The 24,085-nt window shown below is 70.1% G+C and carries 21 protein-coding genes and 1 pseudogene; 8 read left to right on the top strand and 14 right to left on the bottom strand.

Annotated elements, in window-relative coordinates; translation table 11 throughout:
• The first annotated feature begins 1 nt into the window (after position 1).
• Positions 2-181 carry a hypothetical protein gene (locus LVQ62_RS08930; protein ID WP_208053038.1) on the top strand — a complete coding sequence of 60 codons (180 nt, stop codon included), beginning with the start codon at positions 2-4 and terminating at the stop codon, positions 179-181.
• A gap of 138 nt (positions 182-319) precedes the next feature.
• On the opposite strand, the gene mnmA is transcribed toward LVQ62_RS08930, so the two are convergent.
• Both mnmA and LVQ62_RS08920 read right to left on the bottom strand, forming a co-directional pair.
• Complete coding sequence (gene mnmA, locus LVQ62_RS08925; protein ID WP_208053037.1) at positions 320-1,408, bottom strand: tRNA 2-thiouridine(34) synthase MnmA; 1,089 nt, start codon at positions 1,406-1,408, stop codon at positions 320-322.
• Positions 1,408-2,619 (bottom strand): cysteine desulfurase family protein, encoded by a 1,212-nt coding sequence (locus LVQ62_RS08920; protein WP_208053036.1) that lies wholly within the window; start codon positions 2,617-2,619, stop codon positions 1,408-1,410. Before LVQ62_RS08920 ends, mnmA begins: the two co-directional genes overlap by 1 nt.
• A 462-nt stretch (positions 2,620-3,081) precedes the next feature.
• On the opposite strand from LVQ62_RS08920, the gene LVQ62_RS08915 reads away from it, so the two are divergent.
• Positions 3,082-3,744 (top strand): hypothetical protein, encoded by a 663-nt coding sequence (locus LVQ62_RS08915; RefSeq protein WP_233767558.1) that lies wholly within the window; start codon positions 3,082-3,084, stop codon positions 3,742-3,744.
• A gap of 64 nt (positions 3,745-3,808) precedes the next feature.
• Here LVQ62_RS08915 and LVQ62_RS08910 read toward each other — a convergent pair whose 3' ends face one another.
• The 7 genes and pseudogenes from LVQ62_RS08910 to LVQ62_RS08885 form a co-directional block, all read right to left on the bottom strand.
• Complete coding sequence (locus LVQ62_RS08910) at positions 3,809-4,273, bottom strand: PPOX class F420-dependent oxidoreductase (RefSeq protein ID WP_233767556.1); 465 nt, start codon at positions 4,271-4,273, stop codon at positions 3,809-3,811.
• Positions 4,274-4,404: 131 nt separating this feature from the next.
• Positions 4,405-4,767 (bottom strand): MOSC domain-containing protein, encoded by a 363-nt coding sequence (locus LVQ62_RS08905; RefSeq protein ID WP_370639693.1) that lies wholly within the window; start codon positions 4,765-4,767, stop codon positions 4,405-4,407.
• On the bottom strand, positions 4,758-4,943 hold the full coding sequence (locus LVQ62_RS17820; RefSeq protein ID WP_370639692.1) for a hypothetical protein: 186 nt from the start codon (positions 4,941-4,943) through the stop codon (positions 4,758-4,760). Before LVQ62_RS17820 ends, LVQ62_RS08905 begins: the two co-directional genes overlap by 10 nt.
• A 90-nt stretch (positions 4,944-5,033) precedes the next feature.
• Positions 5,034-5,993 carry an electron transfer flavoprotein subunit alpha/FixB family protein gene (locus tag LVQ62_RS08900; protein ID WP_208053033.1) on the bottom strand — a complete coding sequence of 320 codons (960 nt, stop codon included), beginning with the start codon at positions 5,991-5,993 and terminating at the stop codon, positions 5,034-5,036.
• A 33-nt stretch (positions 5,994-6,026) separates the two neighbouring features.
• On the bottom strand, positions 6,027-6,806 hold the full coding sequence (locus LVQ62_RS08895; RefSeq protein WP_208053032.1) for an electron transfer flavoprotein subunit beta/FixA family protein: 780 nt from the start codon (positions 6,804-6,806) through the stop codon (positions 6,027-6,029).
• A 157-nt stretch (positions 6,807-6,963) separates the two neighbouring features.
• Positions 6,964-7,763, bottom strand: a pseudogene (locus tag LVQ62_RS08890) (enoyl-CoA hydratase/isomerase family protein).
• 2 nt (positions 7,764-7,765) lie between these two features.
• Positions 7,766-8,281, bottom strand: coding sequence for an LptE family protein (locus LVQ62_RS08885; RefSeq protein WP_179481940.1), 516 nt, complete (start codon positions 8,279-8,281; stop codon positions 7,766-7,768).
• A 36-nt stretch (positions 8,282-8,317) separates the two neighbouring features.
• Here LVQ62_RS08885 and glgX point away from each other — a divergent pair, with 36 nt between their 5' ends.
• Complete coding sequence (glgX, locus tag LVQ62_RS08880) at positions 8,318-10,456, top strand: glycogen debranching protein GlgX (protein WP_233767554.1); 2,139 nt, start codon at positions 8,318-8,320, stop codon at positions 10,454-10,456.
• A 1-nt stretch (position 10,457) separates the two neighbouring features.
• Positions 10,458-11,213, top strand: a complete 756-nt coding sequence (locus LVQ62_RS08875; RefSeq protein ID WP_208053030.1) for an alpha/beta fold hydrolase — start codon at positions 10,458-10,460, stop codon at positions 11,211-11,213.
• Positions 11,214-11,306: 93 nt separating this feature from the next.
• On the opposite strand, the gene LVQ62_RS17815 is transcribed toward LVQ62_RS08875, so the two are convergent.
• The 4 genes from LVQ62_RS17815 to LVQ62_RS08855 form a co-directional block, all read right to left on the bottom strand.
• Complete coding sequence (locus LVQ62_RS17815) at positions 11,307-11,537, bottom strand: hypothetical protein (RefSeq protein ID WP_370639691.1); 231 nt, start codon at positions 11,535-11,537, stop codon at positions 11,307-11,309.
• A gap of 209 nt (positions 11,538-11,746) precedes the next feature.
• Positions 11,747-12,562, bottom strand: coding sequence for a hypothetical protein (locus LVQ62_RS08865; RefSeq protein ID WP_208053029.1), 816 nt, complete (start codon positions 12,560-12,562; stop codon positions 11,747-11,749).
• Between the two features lie 41 nt (positions 12,563-12,603).
• On the bottom strand, positions 12,604-12,927 hold the full coding sequence (locus LVQ62_RS08860; RefSeq protein WP_233767550.1) for a hypothetical protein: 324 nt from the start codon (positions 12,925-12,927) through the stop codon (positions 12,604-12,606).
• Between the two features lie 106 nt (positions 12,928-13,033).
• Complete coding sequence (locus LVQ62_RS08855) at positions 13,034-13,780, bottom strand: YoaK family protein (protein ID WP_208053027.1); 747 nt, start codon at positions 13,778-13,780, stop codon at positions 13,034-13,036.
• A 161-nt stretch (positions 13,781-13,941) separates the two neighbouring features.
• Between LVQ62_RS08855 and LVQ62_RS08850 the strand changes: the two genes are divergently transcribed.
• Both LVQ62_RS08850 and LVQ62_RS08845 read left to right on the top strand, forming a co-directional pair.
• A complete protein-coding gene (locus LVQ62_RS08850) occupies positions 13,942-15,471 on the top strand; it encodes an FMN-binding glutamate synthase family protein (RefSeq protein ID WP_179481953.1) in 1,530 nt (509 codons plus the stop codon).
• A 10-nt stretch (positions 15,472-15,481) separates the two neighbouring features.
• Positions 15,482-17,200 carry a thiamine pyrophosphate-dependent enzyme gene (locus LVQ62_RS08845; RefSeq protein ID WP_208053026.1) on the top strand — a complete coding sequence of 573 codons (1,719 nt, stop codon included), beginning with the start codon at positions 15,482-15,484 and terminating at the stop codon, positions 17,198-17,200.
• 174 nt (positions 17,201-17,374) lie between these two features.
• Here LVQ62_RS08845 and glgP read toward each other — a convergent pair whose 3' ends face one another.
• Positions 17,375-19,951 carry an alpha-glucan family phosphorylase gene (glgP, locus tag LVQ62_RS08840; RefSeq protein ID WP_233767547.1) on the bottom strand — a complete coding sequence of 859 codons (2,577 nt, stop codon included), beginning with the start codon at positions 19,949-19,951 and terminating at the stop codon, positions 17,375-17,377.
• A 73-nt stretch (positions 19,952-20,024) separates the two neighbouring features.
• Here glgP and LVQ62_RS08835 point away from each other — a divergent pair, with 73 nt between their 5' ends.
• On the top strand, positions 20,025-22,082 hold the full coding sequence (locus LVQ62_RS08835; protein WP_370639690.1) for an alpha-1,4-glucan--maltose-1-phosphate maltosyltransferase: 2,058 nt from the start codon (positions 20,025-20,027) through the stop codon (positions 22,080-22,082).
• 3 nt (positions 22,083-22,085) lie between these two features.
• On the top strand, positions 22,086-23,804 hold the full coding sequence (gene treS / locus LVQ62_RS08830) for a maltose alpha-D-glucosyltransferase (RefSeq protein WP_208053023.1): 1,719 nt from the start codon (positions 22,086-22,088) through the stop codon (positions 23,802-23,804).
• The last annotated feature ends 281 nt before the right edge of the window (positions 23,805-24,085 follow it).

The raw sequence follows: 24,085 nt of genomic DNA, 5'->3' as shown, positions 1-24,085 counted from the left end.
GATGCCCGACGCGCTGCTCGAGCTGCTGGAACTGCTGGGCGTCGGCGAGGACGAGCTCGACGACGAGGAGGGACTGGTCGAGCTGGGCGATGTGGAGGTCGCGCTGTGGACCGTCGGGGCGCTGCCTCCCCCACCGCACGCAGCCAGGACCACAGCGGCCGCAGCCACCCCCACGATCTGACGGACCGACATCCAGCACTCCTTCACCCTGTCGCCGGCGTGCACCGGCGCTCGGCCATTGTGACCCGTCCTCCCCGTCGGATGCGGCCGACCGGCCCGGTCCGGGTAGGAAATATGCGTGGTCGCCGGCGTGCCTGCGTCAGGCGGAGGCTTCGACGCGGCCGGTGCGCGCGATGGTGGCCGATCCGACGACCCTGGTGCCGTCGTAGAGCACGACGGACTGGCCGGGCGCCACGCCGCGGATGCGACGATCCAGGCGCACCTGCACCCGGTCGCCGTCGGCGGTCGCGGTCGCGGGGACCTCCTCGCCGTGGGCTCGCACCTGAGCGCCCACCCGCACCTCACCGGCCGGTGCCGGGCCGCACCACCGGCCGTGATCGGCGTCCAGCAGGTCCACGCCCAGCAGTTCGGCGGTGCCGACGACGACCCGTCGGGTCGCGGGTTGCACCTCGACGACGTACCGCTTGGCGCCGTCCTCGCGCGGCACCTTCAGCCCGAGGCCGCGGCGCTGCCCGACGGTATAGGCGAACGCCCCCTCGTGGGTGCCGACCACCTCGCCGGAGTCGTCGACGATCTCGCCGGGAGCCGTGCCGAGCCGTCCGGTCAGCCAGCCCTTCGTGTCGCCGTCGGCGATGAAACAGATGTCGTGGCTGTCCGGCTTCTTGGCGACCGAGAACCCGCGCGCGGCCGCCTCCTCGCGGATGTGCGGCTTGGTGGTGTCGCCGAGCGGGAAGAACGAGCGCGAGAGCTGCTCGGCGTCCAGCACCCCGAGCACGTAGGACTGGTCCTTGGCCGGGTCGACCGCCCGGTGCAGCTCCCGGCCGTCCGGGCCGTCGACGATCTGCGCGTAGTGCCCCGTCGCGACCGCGTCGAAACCGAGCGCGAGCGCCTTGTCCAGCAACGCCGCGAACTTGATGCGCTCGTTGCAGCGCAGGCACGGGTTGGGGGTGCGGCCGGCGGCGTACTCCGCGACGAAGTCCTCCATCACGTCCTCGCGGAACCGGTCGGCCATGTCCCACACGTAGAAGGGGATGCCGAGCCGGTCGGCGACCCGTCGGGCGTCGCCGGCGTCCTCGATGGTGCAGCACCCGCGCGCGGATTCGCGCAGGGTCGCCGCGGACTGCGACAGCGCCAGGTGCACACCGACCACCTCGTGTCCGGCGTCGAGCATCCGGGCGGCGGCCACCGCCGAGTCGACCCCGCCGCTCATGGCGGCCACGACGCGCATCAGTGGTCCTTCGAGCGGGCGCCGGCGCGGCCCGCGTGGTGGGCGCGCTGGGCGCGCTCGACAGCGGCCGGAAGCGCGTCGAGGAACGCCGCGACGTCGCTGTCGTCGGAGGTGTGACCCAGCGAGAGGCGCAGCGCGCCGCGAGCGCGGGCCTCCGGCACGCCCATCGCGAGGAGCACATGGCTCGGACGCGGCACGCCGGCCTGGCAGGCCGACCCGGTCGAGCACTCGATGCCCGCGGCGTCGAGCAGGTAGAGCAGGGAATCCCCGTCGCAGTCCGGCACGAGCAGGTGCACATTGCCGGGCAACCGCCGTTCGACGTCACCGACCTCGTGCGGCCCGCTCACCGTGATGTCGAAACCCGCGTCGAGCGCACCGCGGATCATCTTGTCCCGCAACGACGCCAGCCGGTCGCTCTCGGCGGCCCGGCCTTCGGTCACCAGGGCCGTCGCGACCGCCATCCCGCGGATCGCGGCGACGTCCAGGGTGCCGCTGCGCAGCCCGCGCTCCTGGCCACCGCCCTGAGTCAGCGGTCGCAGCCGCACGTCACGCCGGGCGAGGAGCACCCCCACGCCGAGCGGTCCGCCGATCTTGTGCCCGCTGGCGGTGAGGAGGTCGGCCCCGACCGCTGCGAAGTCGATCGGCAGGTGACCCATGGCCTGGACCGCGTCCGTGTGCATGGGAATGCCGAATTCGTGGGCCACGGAGGTGATCTCGGCGATCGGCTGCACCGTGCCGACCTCGTTGTTGGCCCACATCACCGACACGAGGGCGACGTCCTCGGGATCCTGCTCGATGGCCGCGCGCACGCGTGCGGGGTCGATCCGGCCGAGCGGGTCGGGCTCGACCCAGGTGATCCGCGCCCCCTCGTACTCCACCAGGAAGTCGACGCAGTCGAGCACCGCATGGTGCTCGATGGCCGAGACGATCAGCCGGGTACGCCGCGGGTCGTCGGCCCGGCGCTGGTAGTACAGGCCCTTGACCGCGAGGTTGTCCGACTCGGTGCCCCCGGAGGTGAAGACGACTTCGGACGGTCCGGCGCCGAGCCCGGCCGCGATGATCTCGCGTGACTCCTCCACGACGCGCCGGGCCGCACGGCCGGCCGTGTGCAGCGACGAGGCGTTGCCCGGGACGGCCATCTGCTCGGCCATGGCGGTGACGACCTGCGGCAGCGCAGGCGTCGTCGCGGCATGGTCGAGGTAGTGGGGCATCGGCCGATTCTACGAGCCGGTCCTGGGACCCGCCCGCGCCCGCTCCCCGTCTTTGGCAGACTGCTCGCTGATCCCACCCGATGAGAGGCCCGCTTTGTTCTCCCGCGCCACGCGCCTCGGCGGTCCCGCCGCACTCGCCGTTCTCGCGACGTCCGTGCTCACGGGCTGCAGCCACGGCGCGCCCGCCAGGGCCGTCCGCACCACCGTCGTCGCACCCAGCGGATGCTCCGGCCCCAAGGACGTGTCCTACTCCGGCGGCGCGACGGCGTACGACGTGCCCGTCCCGACCCCCGACCACCGCGCGGTGGCCACCCAGGTCGGTGCGCCCACCCTGTCGCAGGTCTCCAGCGGGGAGAGCAGCTACCGCATCGCGTCGGTGCACATGTCGGCGCGGGTGGTGCAGAACGGGTCGTACGTCGTCTCCCCCGGGTCGCTCGTGATGCTCGATCCGCAGGGCAGGGCGTGCCCGCGGCCCGCGCACAACCCCTGGCCGGCGCCTTCCCCCTCACGACGATCGACGAGCAGCGCGGCGCCGACGGCAACGTCGCCTTCCTGGTGCCGGCGGACGCCGACCTGGCGAACTATTCGGTCGTCTACGTGGAGAACCCGACCGACCGGCGCGCGCTCGCGAAGTGGTCCAAGCAGGGCACCGCGCCGCACAGCACGGTGACCGATGCGTGCGACGGGCCACGCACCGCGTACGACCGCAAGGGCGTCGCGACCGCGCACTTCGGCCGGACGACCTCGATCATCAACGGCGGTATCGGCGTCATTGTCACGGCGCAGGCGCCGACCCCTCGCACGCTCGGGCCGTCCCCGACCGTCCCCGGCGACGTCGACGGCGTGGCCGTCAGCCTCTCGGTCACCGCGCGGGGTGCTGAGGCGTACGTCGATCGGCGGCAGTTCGTGCTGCTGGACGGCGGCGGCCGGACGTGCCGCTTCGGCAGCGTCCCCTCGCCCGGCGAGAGCCTCACCAGCACGCTGGTGAAGCCGAACGGATCGGGGCGCTACACGATCATCTTCTGGGTGCCCAAGGGCGCACAGCCGCGCAGTTGGACGCTGCTGCAGTTGACCTCACCGACGAGCAAGCGGGCGGCAGCGGCCTGGTCGACATCGGCCAAGTAGCCCCCCCCCGCGTTTTGGACATGCAGATCGGGGCATATCCGCCCCCATCTGCATGTCCGAAAGATCAGTCCGCGAGCCGGGGCGGGAAGCCGCCGGTCGCGATCGGGCCCCAGCGGGTGGGAATGACCCGGATCAGGCACTTGCCCTGCCGGCGCATGGCCTCGCGGTATTCATCCCAGTCCGAATGCTCCCCGGAGATGACCCGGAAGTACTCCACCAGCGGCTCGACGGCGTCCTCACCCGACAGCACCTCCGCCTCGCCGTCGACCTGCACCCACTCGGCGTCGAACTCCTCGGACAGCACCAGCACGCTCACCTGCGGATCGCGTGCGGCGTTGCGGGATTTGGCGCGTTCGGGATAGGAGGAGATGACCAGGCGACCCTGCGCATCGACGCCGCCGGTGACCGGTGATGCCTGGGCCGAGCCGTCCTTGCGGGTGGTGATCAGCACGAACCGGTGCCGCGGGCGGACGAAGTCGGCGAGGGCGGCGGCATCGACGTGGGTGGTGGTGGCGACCTTGGGGCTCATGCCCTCAGCGTCTCAGACGGCTTCGTACGACGGGGGCCGTGCGTTCGGGATCGAGCGGGCCAGAACGGGCATGGGCAGCCCGATCCGGTATGCGTTTCGGGCCGAGCGGGCCTTGACAAGCCATGCGGACCTCAGACGCGGGTGAGCGGCATCGCCGGCCCGGGCGGCGGCTCGACCTCGATCGGATCTCCGTGCGCGACGGTGCCCCCACGCGACACCACGCCCATCACCCCGGCGAGGCGTTCGACCCGCCCGTCGTCGGTGGTGTGCACCAGACGCTTCAGCAGCCCGGGGCGGAAGTCCTCGATCTGCCGGCACGGGTTGCGCAGGCCCATCACCGTCACGGTGGCGCCCGCGATCGTCAGCCGGGTGCCGACCGCCAGGTCGAGCAGGGCGATGCCGCGGGTGGTGATGTTCTCGCCGAGGTCACCGGGCGCGACGTCGTACCCGGCACGTCCCAGCTCCTCGAGCACCTCGACCGGGATCAGGTGCACCTGGCGCAGGTTGGGCTGACTCGGTCCTGGGCCACCCGGGAGCGGTGCTGCACGGTGACGCCGTAGTGCGCGTCGCCGCGTACGCCGAGCCCCTCGTCGAGCATGATGCGTTCCACGGCCTGCTTGCTGAACTCGTGCACCCCGCTGACGTGGACGGCGACGACCTGGGCTGGCATGCGCTCATCCTCCCACCGGCCGGAGGGGTCACGACGTACGACGCCCCCCGCACCGGCGCGGGTGCAGGGGGCGTCGTGAGCGTCAGTGCGTCAGCTCTTGGCCTTCTTCACGGCCTCGGTGGCCTGCGGAAGGACGTTGAACAGGTCGCCGACGACGCCGAAGTCGACCAGCTCGAAGATCGGCGCCTCCTCGTCCTTGTTGACCGCGACGATGGTCTTGGACGTCTGCATGCCCGCCCGGTGCTGGATCGCGCCGGAGATGCCGCAGGCGACGTACAGCTGCGGCGAGACCTGCTTACCGGTCTGCCCGACCTGGTTGCTGTGCGGATACCACCCGGCGTCGACAGCGGCACGGGACGCGCCGACCGCGGCGCCGAGCACGTCGGCGAAGCTCTCGACCGGGGAGAAGTCACCGCCGGTGCCGCGGCCACCGGAGACCACGATGGCGGCCTCGGTGAGCTCCGGGCGACCGGACTTCTTCTTCTCCTGGACCTCGGTGATCTTGGCGCCCTTGGCGGTGTCGGACACCGTCAGCTCGACCGGCACGACCTGCGCACCGGCCTGGGAGGCCTGCGGCGGGGTGGTGTTCGGCTTGACCGTGATGATCGGGGTGCCCTGGGTGACCACGCCCTGCAGCGTGTAACCGCCGGCGAACGCGGTCTGGGTCACCACGATGCCGTCGTCCCCCGGCTGCACGTCCTGCGCGTCCGTGATCAGGCCGGACTCCAGCTTGACCGCGAGACGGGCGGCGGCCTCCTTGTTGGTGCCGCTGGTGGGCACCAGGACCGCCGCGACGTCGCCGGCCTGCTTGACCACGGCCTCCAGGGCCTCGGCCAGCGGCGCGACGAGATAGTCGGTGACGTCGGCGTTGTCGACGACGTAGACCTTCTCGGCGCCGAACTGCGCGAGGCGGGGCCGTGCGGCCTCCACCTGCGAGCCGATGAAGACGGCGGACGGCGTGCCGATCCGACGGGCGATGGTGAGCAGCTCCGCAGAGGTCTTCTTGACCGCACCGTCGGTGTGGTCGACCAGGACGAGGACTTCAGCCATGGGTGTTACGTCTCCTTCTGGGGTAGCGCAGCGTCAGACGAGCTTGGACTTGCTCAGGAACTCCACGAGCTTGGTGCCGCCGTCGCCTTCGTCGGGCTGCACCTCGCCCTTCTCGCGGGCCGGACGCTGGGTGACGTCGACGACCTTGGTCCAGGACCCCTCGAAGCCCACCTGGGCGGCATCCAGACCGAGGTCGGACAGGGACCACGTCTCGACCGGCTTCTTCTTGGCGGCCATGATCCCCTTCAGCGAGGGGTAGCGCGGCTCGTTGATCTGGTCGGTCACGCCCACGAGTGCGGGCATCGACGCCTCGACGGTCTCCGACGCGATGTCGGTGTCGCGGCGACCCTTGACCGACCCGTCGGCGACGGAGAGCTCCGACACCTGCGTGACCTGCGGCAGGCCGAGACGCTCGGCGAGCATGGCCGGGACGACGCTCATGGTGCCGTCGGTGGAGGCGAGACCGGTGAGCACGAGGTCGGGCTTGCCGATCTTCTCGATGGCCTTGGCGAGCACCAGGGAGGTGGCGCCGGCGTCCGAGCCGTGGATCGCGTCGTCGCAGACGTGCACACCCTTGTGGGCGCCCATCTTCAGCGACTTCTTGACCGCCTCGACCGCGACGTCGGGGCCGACCGTGAGCACGGTGACCTCACCCTCGCTCGCCTCGACGAGCTTCAGCGCCTCTTCGACCGCGTACTCGTCGAGCTCCGACAGGAGACCGTCAACGTTGGTGCGGTCGGTGGTGTGGTCGTCACTGAACGTGCGGTCGCTCTGAGCGTCCGGCACGTACTTGACGCAGACGACGATGTTCATGTCCTAGCCCTTCGTTGACGTGGTGCTCGATGAATGGTGACGGGCGATGACGCGGTCGTACGACGCGTCGTTCGGCGATCCCGACATGGTCCCGCAGGCTTGATACCTAGGTTACGCCACCACGTTACTGGCGAGTAACAGCCTGCCGCCGCAGATTTCAGCGACCGGCGAACCGCGCCTTGCCCGGACCCTCCTGCACGAACGACGCCATGCCCGTCGCGCGGTCCTGCGTGGCGAACAGTCCCGCGAACAGGGCAGATTCGATGGCCAGGCCGGTGTCGAGGTCGACGTCCTGACCGCGGTCGATGGCCTCCTTGGCGGCGCGCAGCGCGACCTGGGACCGCCGACGTAACGGCTCATCCGGGCCTTCGCGGCCTCGAGCACGGAGCCGGGTTCGCACAGTTCGTCGACCAGGCCGATCTCCAGCGCCTCGGTCGCCGCCACCATCCGACCGGAGAAGACGATGTCCTTGGCGCGGGCGGGTCCGACCAGGCGGGTGAGGCGCTGGGTGCCGCCGGCGCCGGGGATGATCCCGAGCAGGATCTCCGGCTGGCCGAGCTTCGCGTCGTTCGCGGCGATGCGGAAGTCGCACGTCATCGACAGCTCGCAGCCGCCGCCGAGCGCGTAGCCGGCGATGGCCGCGACCGTGGGCTGCGGGATGGCCGCGATGGCGGCGAAGCAGGCCTGCAACCGCGGCGCGCGGGTGACCATGTCGACGTACTCCAGGCGCTGCATCTCCTTGATGTCAGCGCCCGCGGCGAAGACCTTCTCCCCGCCGTAGAGGATGACCGCGGAGACGTCGTCGCGGTCGGAGGCCTCGATCGCGGCGGACCGCAGGCCCTCCTGGACCTCGCCGTTGAGCGGGTTCATCTTGGGACGGTCGATACGGATGACGCCGATGCCCTCGGCCACCTCGAGGGAGACGAACTCCCCGTACCTCGATGGTGCGTCGGTCACCCTCAGACCTCGCCGTCGTTGCCGGCGCCGGGGGCATCGTCAGGGCCGGGCAGGTCGGCCGGGTCGGTGTTGGCGACGTGCGGACCCTCGCCGAGCACGGTCTGGTGCCACAGCTGGACGGCCTGCAGCACCATCTGCGTGGTGGAGGCGACCATCATCTCCAGGTTGTCGCCGTCCTGGACCAGGTGCTCGCCGGACACCACGAGGGTGCCGTTGGCGATGCCGGTCTTGATGATGTTCAGGCTGAGCGTGACGTCGTTGCAGGCCAGCAGCTGCTTGACCAGGTCGTCGGGCATGTCGTCGGTGATCTGCCACTGGCCGAAGATGCGCAGCAGGCTCACTTCGCCCTCCGTGCAGCGCGCAAAGAGCTGCTGCTCCTGCACGGTGAAGCTCACGTCGCCGTCGGCGTCGATGTCGGGCTGTGCCTGCATGTCCTGCAGAACGTCCAACACCCGCCCACGCAGGGGGTGTTCGCCGGCGGGCGGGGGGAAGTTGGGCATCGAGGTCGGATCAGTCATCCCGTCAAGATACCCGGGGTCTTTACGCTGACGCCCATGCCCGCCCCGCGCCGCCCCGACCACGTCCCGCCGCCGTACGGCGCCACCCTCACCGGCGACGGCGCGGAGTTCGCGGTCTACGCGGGCCACGCCACCGGCGTGCAGCTGTGCCTCTTCGACGACGCCGGCGCCGAGCGCCGGATCCCAATGGTGCGCCACGTGCACGGCACCTGGTCCACGTATGTGACGGGTGTGACGCAGGGGCAGCGGTACGGCTATCGGGTCGACGGGGACTGGGACCCGGCGAACGGTCAGCGGCACAACCCCGCCAAGCTGCTGCTCGACCCGTACGCGCGCGCCATCGAGGGCTCCGTCGACTGGCGCCCGGAGGTCTACGGCACGGTCGTCGACCAGTCGCTCGCGGTCGGCGAACCCGCCGACGTGCGCGACGACCGGGACAGCGCGGCGTTCGTCCCGCGCAGCGTGGTCGTCGGCGACGGTTTCGACTGGGGCGACGAGCGCGCGCCCATGACCGCGTGGTGCGACACCGTCATCTACGAGACCCACGTGATCGGCATGACCCACGACCTGCCCGGCGTGCCGGACGAGCTGCGCGGCACGTACGCCGGACTGGCCCACCCCACGACGATCGCGCACCTGCGACGCCTGGGGATCACCACCGTGGAGCTGCTGCCCGTGCACGCGTCCGTCTCCGAGCCGCACGTCGTGCAGCGCGGGATGAGCAACTACTGGGGCTACAACACGCTCGGCTTCTTCGCCCCGCACCTTCCCTACGCCGCCGCGACAGAGCCGGTCGAGGCGGTTGCCGAGTTCAAGGGGATGATCAAGCTGCTGCACGCCGCCGGCATCGAGGTGCTGCTCGACGTCGTCTACAACCACACCTGCGAGCAGAGCGCGGCCGGCGGTTCGACGCTGGCGTGGCGTGGGCTGGACAGCCGCGCGTACTACCGCCTCGACGAGCGCGGCGACGACATCGACGTCACCGGGTGCGGCAACACCCTCGACCTGAGGCACCCGATCACCGTGCGGATGGTGCTGGACTCACTGCGCTACTGGGTGCAGGAGATGCACGTCGACGGCTTCCGCTTCGATCTGGCGGTGGCGCTGGCGCGGGGCCGTGACGACGGCTACCACCCGGACCACCCGTTCCTGATGGCCCTGCGCACCGATCCGGTGCTCTCGGACGTCAAGCTCATCGCCGAGCCATGGGACCTCGGCATCCACGGCTGGCGCACCGGGCAGTTCCCGCCGCCGTTCGGGGAGTGGAACGACCGCTTCCGCGACACCGTGCGCACCTTCTGGCTCCCCGACCTGGCGCGCGATGCGGCCGGGGAGGACGGTCACGGGGTGCGCGAGCTCGGCACCCGGATCGCCGGATCGGCCGACCTCTTCCGCGATGCACGGCGGGGGCCGCTCGCGTCGATCAACTTCGTGACGGCGCACGACGGATTCACCGTGGCCGACCTCACGGCGTACAACTCCAAGCACAACGGCGCCAACGGCGAGGGCAACCGCGACGGCAGCGACAACAACTGCTCCTGGAACCACGGGATCGAGGGTCACGTCGACGCCACAGAGGGTGTCGAGGCGCTGCGGCGGCGGTCGATGCGCAACCTGCTCGGCACCCTGCTGCTGTCCGCCGGCGTGCCCATGCTGACCGGCGGCGACGAGTTCGGTCGCACTCAGCACGGAAACAACAACCCGTACTGCCAGGACAGCGAGATCTCCTGGTACGACTGGGATCTGGCGGACTGGCAACGCGACCTCAACGACTCGGTGCGTCATCTGCTCGACCTGCGACGCCGGCACCCCGTGCTGCGTCAACGGCACTTCTTCCCGGGCACCCCCGTCGACGGAGACGCGCTGCCGGCACTGCACTGGCACGCACTGGACGGGCGGGTCCTCACGGCCGAGCAGTGGAACGACGGCCGCACCCGCACCATGTCCGTGGTGTTCGACGGCGCCGACATCGGCGACGACCGCCTGCTGCTGCTCTTCCACGGCAGCGCGCACGATGCGTCGGTGACCCTGCCGGGGCAGGCCGGAGTGACTGCGTGGAAACTGCTGTGGGACAGCCGGTTCGAGAGGATGGATGACGTGCCGCAGGTGGAGACGACCGTCGGGGCGCCGTACGACGTGCCGCCGGCGACGCTCGCGATCTTCCAGGGGGCGTGAGGTGGTCTCCTACTTCGAGGCGTACGACGGCGAGCGGCTCGCCTTCCATGAGGTCGGCCAGGGCAGGACACTCGTGCTCATCCACGGGTTCTTCTCCACCGCGCGGGTCAACTGGATCGCGTACGGGCACGCGCGGACCATCGCCGACCGCGGCTACCGGGTCGTGATGCCCGACCTGCGCGGGCACGGCGACAGCGCGAAACCCCATGATCCGCAGCGGTACCGGGGCGACGTGCTGGCCGATGACGGCTTCGCACTGGTCGAGCACCTCGGACTCGACGACTACGACCTCGGCGGCTACTCGCTCGGCGCCCGTACGACGGCTCGCATGCTCGTGCGCGGCGCCACTCCCGGTCGCGCCGTCCTCGGCGGGATGGGCCTCACCGGCATCACCCGCACCGGCGGGCGTGGTGAGCACTTCCGCGAGGTGCTCACCAGCACAGAGGAATTCCCGCGTTACTCACCGCAGTGGAAGAGCCAGTCGTTCCTGCGCAAGGTCGGCGGCGACCCGGTCGCACTGCTGCGGGTGCTGGAGTCCTTCCAGGACACCCCTGCCGACGACCTGTCGGCCATCGTGCAGCCGACCCTCGTCGTGTGCGGCGAACAGGACCAGGACAACGGCTCACCGCAGGAGCTCGCCGAGGCGCTCCCCAACGGTCGACTCACGATCGTCCCCGGCGACCACATGAGTGCCGTCGCCGACAAGGCGCTGGGCCGGGCGATCGCGGACTTCCTGGGTGACATCGGTTCCATGTGACGGCCGCTTGCAGGCACCGACTGTGACGCAGTTACGCACGAGGGACACAGGTCTACCTGTGTCCCTCGTGCGTAACTGCGTCAGGGTCGCAGGTCAGCGCTCATCCGTGCGGCCGGCGCCCGCGGGCACGTCGCGTCGGGTGTGGCGCAACCACCACAGGCCGAGGATCGGCAGGAGCAGCGGCACGTAGCCGTAACCCTGCCCGAACTTCGCCCAGACCGTCGTGTCGCCGGCTTGACCCTGAGCGACGAACGCCGAGCCGTCGGCGTAGCTCCAGATGCCGACCGCGATCACGCCGAGCAGCTCGAAGCTGATGGTGTACAAAGCGATCCGCGCGTTGCGATCGCCCCCCACGACCCAGCGCGACGGTGGCCACGATGTAGACCACCGCTGCCAGCGCGGACAGCAGGTAGGGCAGGGCCGGGTGCGGCCAGGTCTGCGAGATCTGCAGGACCGACCGCCCGGTCGCGGCCAGGGCGAACAGCGCGTAGAGGGCGACGAGGATGCGCCCGAATCCGGAGTTGACCCGCACGTCAGATCGACCCAGCCGGGTGGCCGAGGTCGGACCAGGCGGCACGCAGCAGGGAAGCCTCCTGGGCTGCACTGAGCTGCCCCGCGACGAGCCCCAGCACGTTGTGGCCGGAGGCGATGGCGAGGCAGTCCGCCCGTACGACGGTGCCGTGGACGGTGACCCGCTCCTGGAAGGCGAGCGCGCCCGTGCCGTAGCCCGTCGGAGCCGTGCCGGGGGTCACGAGGACCGTCGTACCGTCGGACGACTTCAGCGCGGAGTGGCAGCCGGCGATGTTGGTGCGCAACCCCCCGAGCTCGCGTGCGGTGTCCAGCGCCGGATAGCTCTCGAGAGTCTCCTCGACGTCGCGCAGGTCCGACACCGATGAGATCGCACCGGAGTTGTCGTACGCCGTCTGCTCCTTGTGCGCGGGCGCCGTGGAGAAGACGTCGTCGGAGTTGATGAGCTTCGCCAGTGCCGGACAGGTGCCACCGGTGCCGACCACGTCACCGCTCTGCGAGTCGGCCGCGCCGGCGTCGTACGCGACCATGTCCGACGCATACGCAGCGACCTGCGCGGCGGTGATCAGCGAGGGCCGGAACGAGGACGTCGGCAACGTGCCGAGCGGGTCGGCTGCCGAGGACGACGGGGAGGATGGGGACGCTGGTGACGACGGCGTCGTCGTACCGGACGAGGACCCGCCCGACGGCGCGGACGAGGCGGACGTCGAGCCGTTCGCCCCGACATGCGGCGGTGTCGCCGTCGGTGCGCTGCCTCCGCACCCCACGAGGGCGAGCACGCCCAGCGCCACGGCCGTGTTACGGACTCCGGACCACTGCATTCGGCTCTTCCCTTCGTCGACCGGACCGATGCGCGAGCGCCTCATCCGTGTCCGTTCCAGATCTGCACCAACCGCACCAGCATGACGAGCAGTCCGAGCCCCGCGACGAGAATGACGCCGGAGCTGGACCGGGACTCCCGCTCGGCGACGGCCCAGACACCCGCGAGCGGCAGGGCCACCACCAGGCCGGCGAGGTAGGCGATGAAGAGCGCCGCGGACATGCCGTGCCCGCCGTGACCCGAGAGAGCGATACCGACCACCAACTGGACCACGATCAGTCCCTCGGCGACCAGACCGGTCCAGAACATCGGGTCGTCGATCGGCTTGCCGCGCAGCAGCGCGTACCCGGCCTGCAGAGCCAGCACCACCAGCACCGCTCCGGTCAGGTACGTGAGGGGGCGAACACCCGGTCATCGTACGGAGCGAGAGGACTCCGCGCCCGCCAGCATCCCTGCCGCACCGCGGCCCGCGCTATCCGCGCTGCCAGTCCTGCGGTCGTCGACTCACCACTGCGGCGGCGACGGCCACCGCCACGGCGATCACGGCGCTGAGGAGGAGACCGGTGCTCGGATCGGTGTGCGACACGAGCAGCGCGCCGATCAGGGCGCCCACCAGCATGGCGGCGATGGCGATGATGCGGCGTACGACGACCGCGATATTGCGCTGCCGCAGGTCCGCAGCGATGCCGGTGAGCGTCATGGTGAGCACGGTGGTGGTGAAGTCGGGGACTGCGAGGCGGCGCACTGCGGCGTTGCGCAGCCCGAGCGCGACCGCGGCAAGGGCGACGGCCACGTCGACGCCGGCGGCGGTGTAGGGCCGGCCGTCGATCAGCAGCACCAGCGCGGCTGCGAGCAGGAGAGCGGCCTCCGCGGCAACGGCGTTGCGCAACAGGACTCCTCGGTGCCCGCCGTACCGCGTGACCACAGTGCCACCCAGACCCGCGCCGACGAGGAACCCGACGAGTGCCACCAAGGAGGCGACCAGGGAGAACCCCGGTGCGCCGGCGAGGGCGAAGCCGATGAAGACGACATTGCCGGTCATGTTGGCGACGAATACCCGGCCGAGGCTCAGGATGCTGACCGCGTCGACCACCCCGGTGCTCGCGGTGAGGAGCAGCAGCAGGACCGGCAGCGGCCCGTGGTCGGGGTGCGCCACGTACTGGCGGTACCAGGGATCCGCGGGCGTCGGCGGACTGGGCTCGGGGGGCTCCGAAGGCACATCGCATCGTTCCACGGCTGCGCAGGTGGCGGAACGGGCAGACCACAGCGGCGTGTCAGCAAGCTGGGCTACGTTCCAGCCACAGCCGGTACGTCGTTAGAGAGTGCGGGCCGTGGGTACTCCGTCATGAACCTCCCTCTGACAGTGCAGGAGTAGGACGTATGGGCAAACTCACCGGGCTCGGCATCGGCGCCGGGGCCGTCGCGGCACTTGCGGCGCGCGACCTCATCCAGAAGAAGCACTCGGTGCTGCGCAATTACCCGGTGGTGGGTCACATGCGCTATCTCCTGGAGGAGATCCGCCCGGAGATCCAGCAGTACTTCATCGAGAAGAACTGGGACGGCAGGCCGTTCGACCGCGACACCCGCACGATGGTCTACGAGCGCGCGAAGGGCACGGCCGCCGAGCTCTCCTTCGGCACCGAGCGCGACGTCTACCAACCCGGGTACGAGTACCTGGTGCACAGCACCACTCCGCTGGAGGCACCCGACAACCCGCCGCGGGTGATGGTGGGCGGTCCGGACTGTCGCAAGCCGTACAGCATGGCGCTGGTCAACGTGTCGTCGATGAGCTTCGGTGCGATCTCGGCCAATGCGATCCGGGCGCTGAACAAGGGCGCCGAGATGGGCGGTTTCGCGCATGACACCGGCGAGGGCGGCCTGTCCAAGTACCACGAGGAGCACAACGGCGACCTGGTCTGGGAGATCGGGTCAGGCTACTTCGGCACCCGCACCAAGGACGGGCACTTCGACGAGAGCCAGTTCGCCGACAAGGCGAACCGCGATCAGGTCAAGTGCGTCTCGATCAAGCTGAGCCAGGGCGCCAAGCCCGGCATCGGCGGGGTGCTTCCCGCAGCGAAGGTGACCAAGGAGATCGCCGAGGTACGCGGCGTACCCCAGGGCCAGAAGTGTGTGAGTCCCGCCGCCCACACAGCGTTCCACTCCCCCGTGGAGCTCATCGAGTTCGTGGCGCGACTGCGCGAGGTCACGGGCGGCAAGCCGACCGGCTTCAAGCTGTGCGTCGGTTCGCGCCGCGACGTGCTCGCGATCTGCAAGGCGATCCTGCAGGTCGGCACCGCGCCGGACTTCATCATCGTGGACGGCAGCGAGGGCGGCACGGCAGCGGCGCCCCTGGAGTACGAGGACCACGTGGGCATGCCGCTCACCGACGGGCTGATGATCATGCACAACGCCCTGGTCGGCATCGGTATGCGCGACAAGATCCGGATCGGCGCCAGCGGCAAGGTCGTCGGTGGCAGCGACGTCGTCAAGCGGCTCATCCAGGGCGCTGACTACACGAATTCCGCGCGCGCCATGATGATGGCAGTCGGCTGCATCCAGTCCCAGAAGTGCCACACGGACAAATGCCCGGTCGGCGTCGCCACCCAGAGCGAGGCGCGGGCGCGGGCGCTCGACGTCGGCGACAAGAGCATGCGCGTCAAGCGCTACCAGGAGGCCACGGTGAAGCAGGCGGCGTCCATGATGGCCACGCTCGGCGCCACCCGTCCCGAGGAGCTCAGCCCGCACATGCTGCGCCGCAACATCGACGCGACCCAGACGCAGTCGTACTACGAGATGTACGAATGGCTTTCGCCCGGCCAGCTGCTCGCGGGAGCGCCGCAGACCTGGATCGACGACTGGGACACCGCGAGCCCAGACCGGTTCGTCCCCCAACGCTCCCACCAACGCTAGGAGACCGACAGTGAACGTCGCCGAGAACCTCGTCACCGCCCTGGCAGACCACGGCGTCACGACCGTCTGGGGGGTCGTCGGAGACGCGCTCAACCCCGTCACCGACGCGATCCGCCGCGAGGACCGCATCGAGTGGATCGGGGTGCGCCACGAGGAGGCCGCGGCGTTCGCGGCCGGCGCTCAGGCCCAGCTGACCGGCACCATCGGGGTCTGCATGGGCACCGTCGGGCCGGGCTCGATCCACCTTCTGAACGGGCTCTACGACGCCAAGAAGTCGCACGTGCCCGTCCTCGCGGTCTGCGGACAGGTGCCCACCGAGGAGATGGGCAGTGAGTTCTTCCAGGAGGTCAACAACGACGTCCTCTTCAGCGACGTGTCGGTCTTCACGCACACCGTCACCTCCGCCGCGCAGATGCCGCAGATCCTGGAGCAGGCGGTCAACACCGCGTACGCGCAACAGGGCGTCGCCGTGCTGACGCTCCCCGGTGACATCGGCGATCTGAAGCTGCCGGACGACGCGGCGCCACGCTTCGCGCCGCGGCCCGCCGAGGCAGCCGCACCGGTGAGCCAGATCCAGGAGGCGGCGGCGGTGCTGGCCGACGCCGACGCGGTCACGCTGCTGGTCGGACGCGGCGCCCGCGAGTCGCGCCGCCGAGTGCTCGACCTCGCCGAACGCCTGCAGGCGCCGATGGTGTTGACGCTCAAGGCCAAAGAGGGTCTGGAGCACGACAACCCCCATGCCGTCGGACAGTCCGGCCTCATCGGCAACCCGGCGGCCGCGAAGGCGCTGGACGACTGCGACGTGCTCTTCCTGGTCGGCACCGACTTCCCCTACCGGGAGTGGTTGCCGAAGGGCAAGACGGTCATCCAGCTCGACGCGCGGGCCGAGCACATCGGGCGACGGATCAACGTCGAGCACGCACTGGTCGGCCACGTCGGGCCCACGCTCGACGCGTTGCTCCCCCAGCTGCCGGAGAAGCGACCGTCCGGTCGCCACCTCGACAAGGCGACGAAGGCTTACGCCACCTGGCACGAGGCCCAGCAGCGCCTCACCGACCCCGATCACGACAAGAAGCTGCTCGGCCGGCTGCGCAGCCTGGGCGATAATCCCGACAAGCTGATCCGCCCGGAGATCGTGGCGAAGGCGCTGAACGATCATGCCGACCCCGACGCGATCTTCACCAGCGACACCGGCATGTCGACCGTCTGGCTCTCCCGCTTCATCGAGTTCTCCGGCACCCGCCGGCTGCTCGGCTCCTACAACCTGGGCTCGATGGCCAACGCGATGCCGCAGGCACTCGGTGCCCAGGCCCTCGACCGGTCGCGCCAGGTCATCGCCTGCTGCGGTGACGGCGGCCTGATGATGCTGCTCGGCGACCTGCGTACGGCGGTCACCTACGACCTGCCGGCGACGTTCGTCGTCTTCGACAACGGGCGCCTCGGCATGGTGAAGCTCGAGCAGGAGCAGGGCGGCCTGCCCGAGTTCGGCACCGAGCTGGACAACCCGGACATCGCAGCCGTCGCAGCGGCGATGGGACTGGACGCCGTACGCGTCACCGACCCCGACGAGGTCGCCCCGGCGATCCAGCGGGCGCTGGCGAGCGGCCGGCCCGCGCTGCTGGACATCGTGACCAACCCCGACGAGGTGTCGATCCCGCCGAAGCCGAAGGTCGCGCAGGCCTGGGGGTTCGCGATCGCCAAGTCGAAGGAGACCATCGAGAGCGCCTGACCTCGTTGCGCGCGGCCGGGTTCCTGCGACGGGGGCCCGGCCGCGTCGTTGCGACTACTCGGCCAGCCAACCGCTGCATGATCCTGACGGCGTTCACGTTCGTTGACGGTGTTCAAACACCGTCAACCGACGTGAACGCCGTCATGGTGGGCGGAGAAGGGACAGTACGGCGAATCAGGCGTTGAGGGCCAGGCCGAGTTCGCTGGGGCTCGCGAGCCCCTCATGGCGCGGCAGCACCCGCACGGTGTAGCCGAAGGACCCGGTGCGCTGGATCGTCACGTCACCGGCGAACACCTGCCGGCCCGAGCCGTCGGGCCCGTCCTCGGTCTCCACGAACGATAGCGGCACCGTCGTGACGTCGCTCAGCTCATCGGACTCCGAGACACGCCCGTGCACGACCTGCACGTCGACCTCCTCCGGCCGCAACCCGCCGAGGGCCACGTAGGCGCGCACGTGCACCTGGTCGCCCACCTGTGGGCTGTCGGACACCCCGTCGGCGTCGACGTGGTCCACCCGGGCGTGCGGGAAGGCGGCCGCCGCTTCCTGCTTGTACGCCGCGAGCTCGCGTGCCTGCGCGAAGCCGTCCTGAGCGCGGCGCCGGGCGGCCTGCGCAGCGGGCGCGTAGAGCTGCTGGGTGTAGTCCTTGACCATCCGGGTCGCCTGCACCTTCGGGCCGAGCGTGGTGAAGGTGTGCGACACCATCGAGAGCCACCGCTGCGGCAGACCGTCGTCGTCGCGGTCGTAGAACGTCGCGGCGACGTTGTTCTCGATGAGGTCGTAGAGCGCGTTGGCCTCGAGGTCGTCGCGGCGGTCGGCGTCCTGCACCCCGTCGGCGGTGGGGATGGCCCAGCCGTTGTGCCCGTCGTACCACTCGTCCCACCACCCGTCGAGGATCGAGAGGTTGAGGCCGCCGTTGAGCGCGGCCTTCATGCCCGAGGTACCGCACGCCTCGAAGGGGCGCAGCGGGTTGTTCAGCCACACGTCGCAGCCGGGGTAGAGCTTCTGGGCCATCTCGATGTCGTAGCCCGGCAGGAAGATGATGCGGTGGCGGATCTCCGGGTCGTCGGCGAACTGCACCATCTGCTGGATCAGCTTCTTGCCGGTCTCGTCCGCCGGGTGGCTCTTGCCCGCGATGACCAGCTGGATGGGGCGCTGCGGGTCCAGCAGCATCCTGCGCAGCCGCGCGGGGTGGCGCAGCATGAGGGTGAGGCGCTTGTAGGTGGGCACCCGTCGCGCGAAGCCGATGGTGAGTACGTCGGGGCTGAGGATCTCATCGGTCCAGCCCAGCTCCGCCGACGAGGCGCCGCGTAGCAGCCACGACTCGCGCACCCTGCGGCGCGCGTCCTGCACCAGCTGCTCGCGCAGCTCGCGCTTGACGCGCCAGAACTCCTCGACCGGCACCTGCCCGAGCGCCTCCCAGGCCTGCTCGCCGCGGATCAGCTCGGGCCCGACGAAGCGCTGCCCCAGCTCCACGACCTTCGGGTCGACCCATGTCGGCGCGTGAACACCGTTGGTGATGCTGGCGATCGGCACCTCGGAGTCGTCGAAGCCGGGCCACAACCCGTCGAACATCCCGCGGCTGACGGCGCCGTGCAGCTGGGAGACGCCGTTGGCGCGCTGCGCGAGCCGCAGACCCATCACGGCCATGTTGAAGACGGCGGGGTCGCCGCCTTCGTACGTCTCGGATCCGAGCGGGAGCACCTTGGCGACGGGTACGCCGGGCAGGGTGCTCAGGTGCCGCTCGATCTGGTCCTTGCCGAAGCGGTCGATGCCGGCCGGGACGGGAGTGTGCGTGGTGAAGACCGTGCCGGCCCGTACCGCCTCGACGGCGTCGTCGAACACCAGGCCCTCGCCGGTCACCAGCTCGCTGATGCGCTCCAGGCCGAGGAAGCCCGCGTGTCCCTCGTTGCAGTGGTAGACCTCCGGCAGCGGGGTGCCGGTGAGCCGCGACCAGATGCGGGTGGCGCGCACGCCGCCGATGCCGAGCAGCATCTCCTGCTGCAACCGCTGCTCGCCGCCGCCGCCGTAAAGGCGGCTGGTGAGCTCACGTCCGGCGTCGTCGTTGCCGTCGACGTCGGAGTCGAGCAGCAGCAGGGGCACGCGTCCAACCTGCGCCCGCCAGATCCGGGCGTGCAGGGTGCGGTCGTCCGGAAGGTCGAGGGTGACCCGGGCGGGGGTGCCGTCGTCCTCGCGCACCAGGGACAGCGGGAGATCGTCCGCATCGTGGACGGGGTACGTCTCCTGCTGCCAGCCGTCGGCGGACAGCGACTGGGAGAAGTAACCGGTCTTGTAGAACAGGCCGAGCCCGACGATCGGCACGCCCAGGTCGGAGGCGGACTTCAGGTGGTCGCCGGCCAGGATGCCGAGACCGCCGGAGTACTGCGGCAGCACGTGGGTGATGCCGAACTCGGCGCTGAAGTAGGCGATGGCCCGCGGCGCCTCCTGGTCGGCGGCGAAGTCGTCGTACCAGGAGGGAGCGGTCAGATAGCGCTCCAGGCTGCGCGCGGCCGCGTGGACCCGCTCGACCAGCACGGTGTCGGCAGCGAGCTGGGAGAGCTCGTCAGCGGAGAACGAGGCCAGCAGCGCGACGGGGTCGTGCCGCACGCTCTCCCACCGCTGCGGATCGATGTCCCGGAAGAGGTTCCTGGTGCGACTGTGCCACGACCATCGCAGGTTGCTGGCGATGTCGCCCAGCGGAGCCAGCGGCTCGGGCAGCACGGTGCGGACGTGGAAACGTCGGATGGCCTTCACGAGGAAGATGGTAGAGCCGCGCGGATCACCCGCCGTGGGGCGTCCGACTGGCAAACCTTGTAGCGTCCTTCGCGTGACTGATTCGCCTGCCATCAGCCGTCGGCTTCCGACCGCGACCAGCGCACACTCCCCTACTCCGCCGTCTCCCGGTGCCGAGCGCGCCATCGGCCGGATCCCCGTGCAGGACGTCTCCCCGATCGTCGACGGGGGCACCCTGCCGACGAAGTCGGTGGTGGACGAGGAGTTCGTGGTCTCCGCCACCGTCTTCCGCGAGGGTCACGACGCGGTGAACGCGACGGTGGTGACCACCGACCCGCAGGGCCGGGTCGGCCACGTGCCGATGACCTGCATCAACCCGGGTCTCGATCTGTGGACGGCCACGGTCAGCGCGGATCGGGAGGGCCGCTGGAGCTACCGGGTCGAGGGCTGGTCGGACCCCTACGCCACCTGGGCGCACGACGCGATCATCAAGGTCGCGGCCGGCGTCGACGTCGACCTGATGCTGGACGAGGGCGTGCTGGTGCTGCAGCGCGCGCTCGAGAAGGGTTCCTACGACACAGAATCCGCCGCCGTGCTCACTGCGGCTGTGGACGGCTTGCAGGACACCACGGCGGACGCCGGCGTGCGGCTGTCGGCGGGCACCGGCGCCGACGTACGCCGGGTGCTCGCCGCTCAGCCGCTGCGTGAGAGCGTGAGCCCCGGCACGACCTACCCCTGGCTGGTCGAGCGCGAACTGGCGCTGACCGGCGCGTGGTACGAGATCTTCCCCCGCTCCGAGGGGTGTCACCAGGACGAGGACGGCGACTGGGTCAGCGGCACCTTCGCCACCGCCGCAGAGCGGCTGCCCGCGATCGCGGCCATGGGCTTCGACGTCGTCTACCTGACGCCGGTGCACCCCATCGGCAGCACGAACCGCAAGGGCCCCAACAACAGCCTGCACGCCGGTCCGAAGGACCCCGGGTCGCCGTACGCGATCGGTGCCGCCGACGGCGGCCACGACGCGCTGCACGCCGACCTCGGCGACTGGGACGACTTCGACGGATTCGTCACCGCCGCGAAGCGATCCGGCCTGGAGGTGGCGCTCGACCTGGCCCTGCAGTGCTCGCCGGACCACCCGTGGGTCACCGAGCACCCGGACTTCTTCACCACGCGCGCCGACGGCAGCATCGCCTACGCGGAGAACCCGCCGAAGAAGTACCAGGACATCTACCCGCTCAACTTCGACAACGACCCCGACGCCATCTACGCCGAGGTGCGCCGCGTGGTGCAGGTGTGGATCGACCACGGCGTCAAGATCTTCCGGGTCGACAACCCGCACACCAAGCCGGTGGAGTTCTGGCAGTGGATCATCGCCGACGTCGCGCGTGAGCACCCCGAGGTGATCTGGCTGGCCGAGGCGTTCACCCGGCCGGCGATGATGCACACACTGGGAAAGATCGGCTTCCAGCAGAGCTACACCTACTACGCGTGGCGCAACGACCCGGCCGAGCTGCGGGAGTACGTCGAGTCCCTGGCGACCGAGTCCGCGGCGTACATGCGTCCCTCGTTCTGGCCCACGACGCACGACATCCTCACGCCGTACATGCAGTACGGCGGGCCGAACGCGTGGAAGCTGCGCGCCGCGCTGGCCGCGACGCTGTCGCCGACGTACGGCATCTACGCCGGCTACGAGCTGGTGGAGAACGTCGCACGCCCCGGCGCCGAGGAGCAGCTGGACAACGAGAAGTACCAGTACAAGGACCGGCACTGGGCCGATTTCGAGCCCGGGGGTCCACGCGAGGGCCAGTCGCTCGCGCCGTACCTGACGCGGCTCAACGAGATCCGCCGCGAGCATCCGGCGTTCGGGTGGCTGCGCAACATCACCTTCCACGCCGTGGACGACCCGCAGCTGCTGGTCTTCTCCAAGCGTCGCGGCGACGACGTCATGATCGTCGTGGCCAACTGCGACCCGCACGCCACCCGCGAGTCGACCGTTCACCTGGATATGGAGGCGCTCGGCCTCCCGGCAGGCAGCTGGTTCGCGGCGCACGAATGCTTCACCGGTGCGACCTGGCACTGGGGCGAGCACAACTACGTCCGACTCGGCCCCGAGGGCGAGCCGGTGCACATCATCCACGTGAGGAGCGCCTGACCAGTGAGTCCGCAGCAGTTCAACCTCCATCAGCCGGGGTTGCGCCACGATCCGCACTGGTACCGCAAGGCCGTCTTCTACGAGGTGCTCGTGCGCGCCTTCGGCGACTCCACCGGCAGCGGTTCGGGCGACTTCAGCGGTCTGATCAACCGGCTCGACTACCTGCAGTGGCTGGGGGTCGACTGCCTGTGGCTGCCGCCGTTCTACGCGTCCCCGCTGCGCGACGGCGGTTACGACATCGCCGACTACAAGCAGGTGCTGCCGGAGTTCGGGACGCTGCCGGAGTTCATCGAGTTGGTCTCCCAGGCGCACGCCCGAGGCATCCGGATCGTGACCGACCTCGTGATGAACCACACCAGCGACCAGCACCCGTGGTTCCAGGCCTCCCGCAGCGACCCCGAGGGCCCGTTCGGCGACTACTACACGTGGTCGGACACGGATGAGAAGTACGCCGACGCGCGGATCATCTTCGTCGACACCGAGGTCTCCAACTGGACCTTCGACCCGGTCCGCCGGCAGTTCTTCTGGCATCGCTTCTTCTCCCACCAGCCGGACCTCAACTTCGAGAACCCGGCCGTGAAGGAGGAGATGTTCGACATCGTCCGCTTCTGGATGGATCTCGGCATCGACGGTTTCCGGCTGGACGCCGTGCCCTACCTGTTCATCGAGGAGGGGCACAACGGCGAGAACCACCCCCGGACGCACGAGTACCTGGCCGACCTGCGCGAGATGGTCGACACCGAGTACCCCGGGCGGGTGCTGCTCGCCGAGGCCAACCAGATGCCGCACGAGGTGGTCGACTACTTCGGCACCGAGGAACGCCCCGAGTGCCACATGTGCTTCCACTTCCCCGTCATGCCGCGGCTGTACTACGCGCTGCGTGAGGAGAAGGCCACCTCGATCGTCAAGGTGCTGGAGGAGACGCCCGCGATCCCGCCGGGCACCCAGTGGGGCACCTTCCTGCGCAACCACGACGAGCTGACGCTGGAGATGGTGACGCCGGAGGAGCGCTCGGCGATGTACGGCTGGTACGCCCCGGACACCCGGATGCGCGCCAACATCGGCATCCGCCGCCGGCTCTCCACGCTGTTGGACAACAGTCGCGCCGAGATCGAGCTGATCCACGCGCTGCTGCTGTCGCTGCCCGGATCGCCGTGCCTCTACTACGGCGACGAGATCGGAATGGGCGACAACATCTGGCTCGAGGACCGCGACGCCGTCCGCACGCCGATGCAGTGGTCGCCGGACCGCAACGCCGGCTTCGGCACGTCCGACCCCGGCAAGCTCTACCTGCCGGTCATCTCCAGCCTCGTCTACCACTACAACAACGTGAACGTGGAGACCGCGATGGGCAGCTCGTCCTCGCTGCTGCACTGGGTTCGCGAGATGCTGGCGATCCGGTCGCGCTACCCGGTCTTCGGGCTCGGCGACTTCACCATCTGCGAGTCGGACAACGACGCGGTGCTCACCTTCACCCGCTGCGTGAGCGACGAGGACGCGCAGGAGAACGAGCTGGAGGTGCGCAACGTGCTCTGCGTCAGCAACCTGTCCAGTCGTCCGCAGGCAGTCACCGTCAAGGCCGGCGAGCGGTTCGCGGGTGCGCGGATGCGCGACCTGTTCGGCGGCAGCTGGTTCCCGCCGCTCGACGAGACCGGCACCACCACGCTGACGCTCGGCTCGCGGGACTTCTTCTGGCTGCGCATCCAGGGCGCCGACGACTGACCCGTTCGGAGTGAAACGCGCCGCACCCGCTCATGGTGGCGCACGCCAGTGAGCGGGCGCGGGCAGATGTACTCGGACGGCCTCGACGCGGTTGCCGGGTCGGCCGGCCCTGCGGTTGCAGGAAAGTCGCCGCACCGCCGCTTTCCCGCCTGGCGGCGTACGCACGGCACAGGTAAGTGACCGCACCGCCGACAACCCGCGAGGGCGCACCGAGCAGCGACCACCGTCTGCAGCGTCCCCGTCCAAGCCGCCTGAGAACCCACATCGAGCAGCGGCACCCG

The organism is Allobranchiibius sp. GilTou73 (genome assembly GCF_021391335.1).
In the GTDB taxonomy this organism is placed as follows: domain Bacteria; phylum Actinomycetota; class Actinomycetes; order Actinomycetales; family Dermatophilaceae; genus Allobranchiibius; species Allobranchiibius huperziae.
This window is presented reverse-complemented; position numbering and strand designations above follow the sequence as displayed.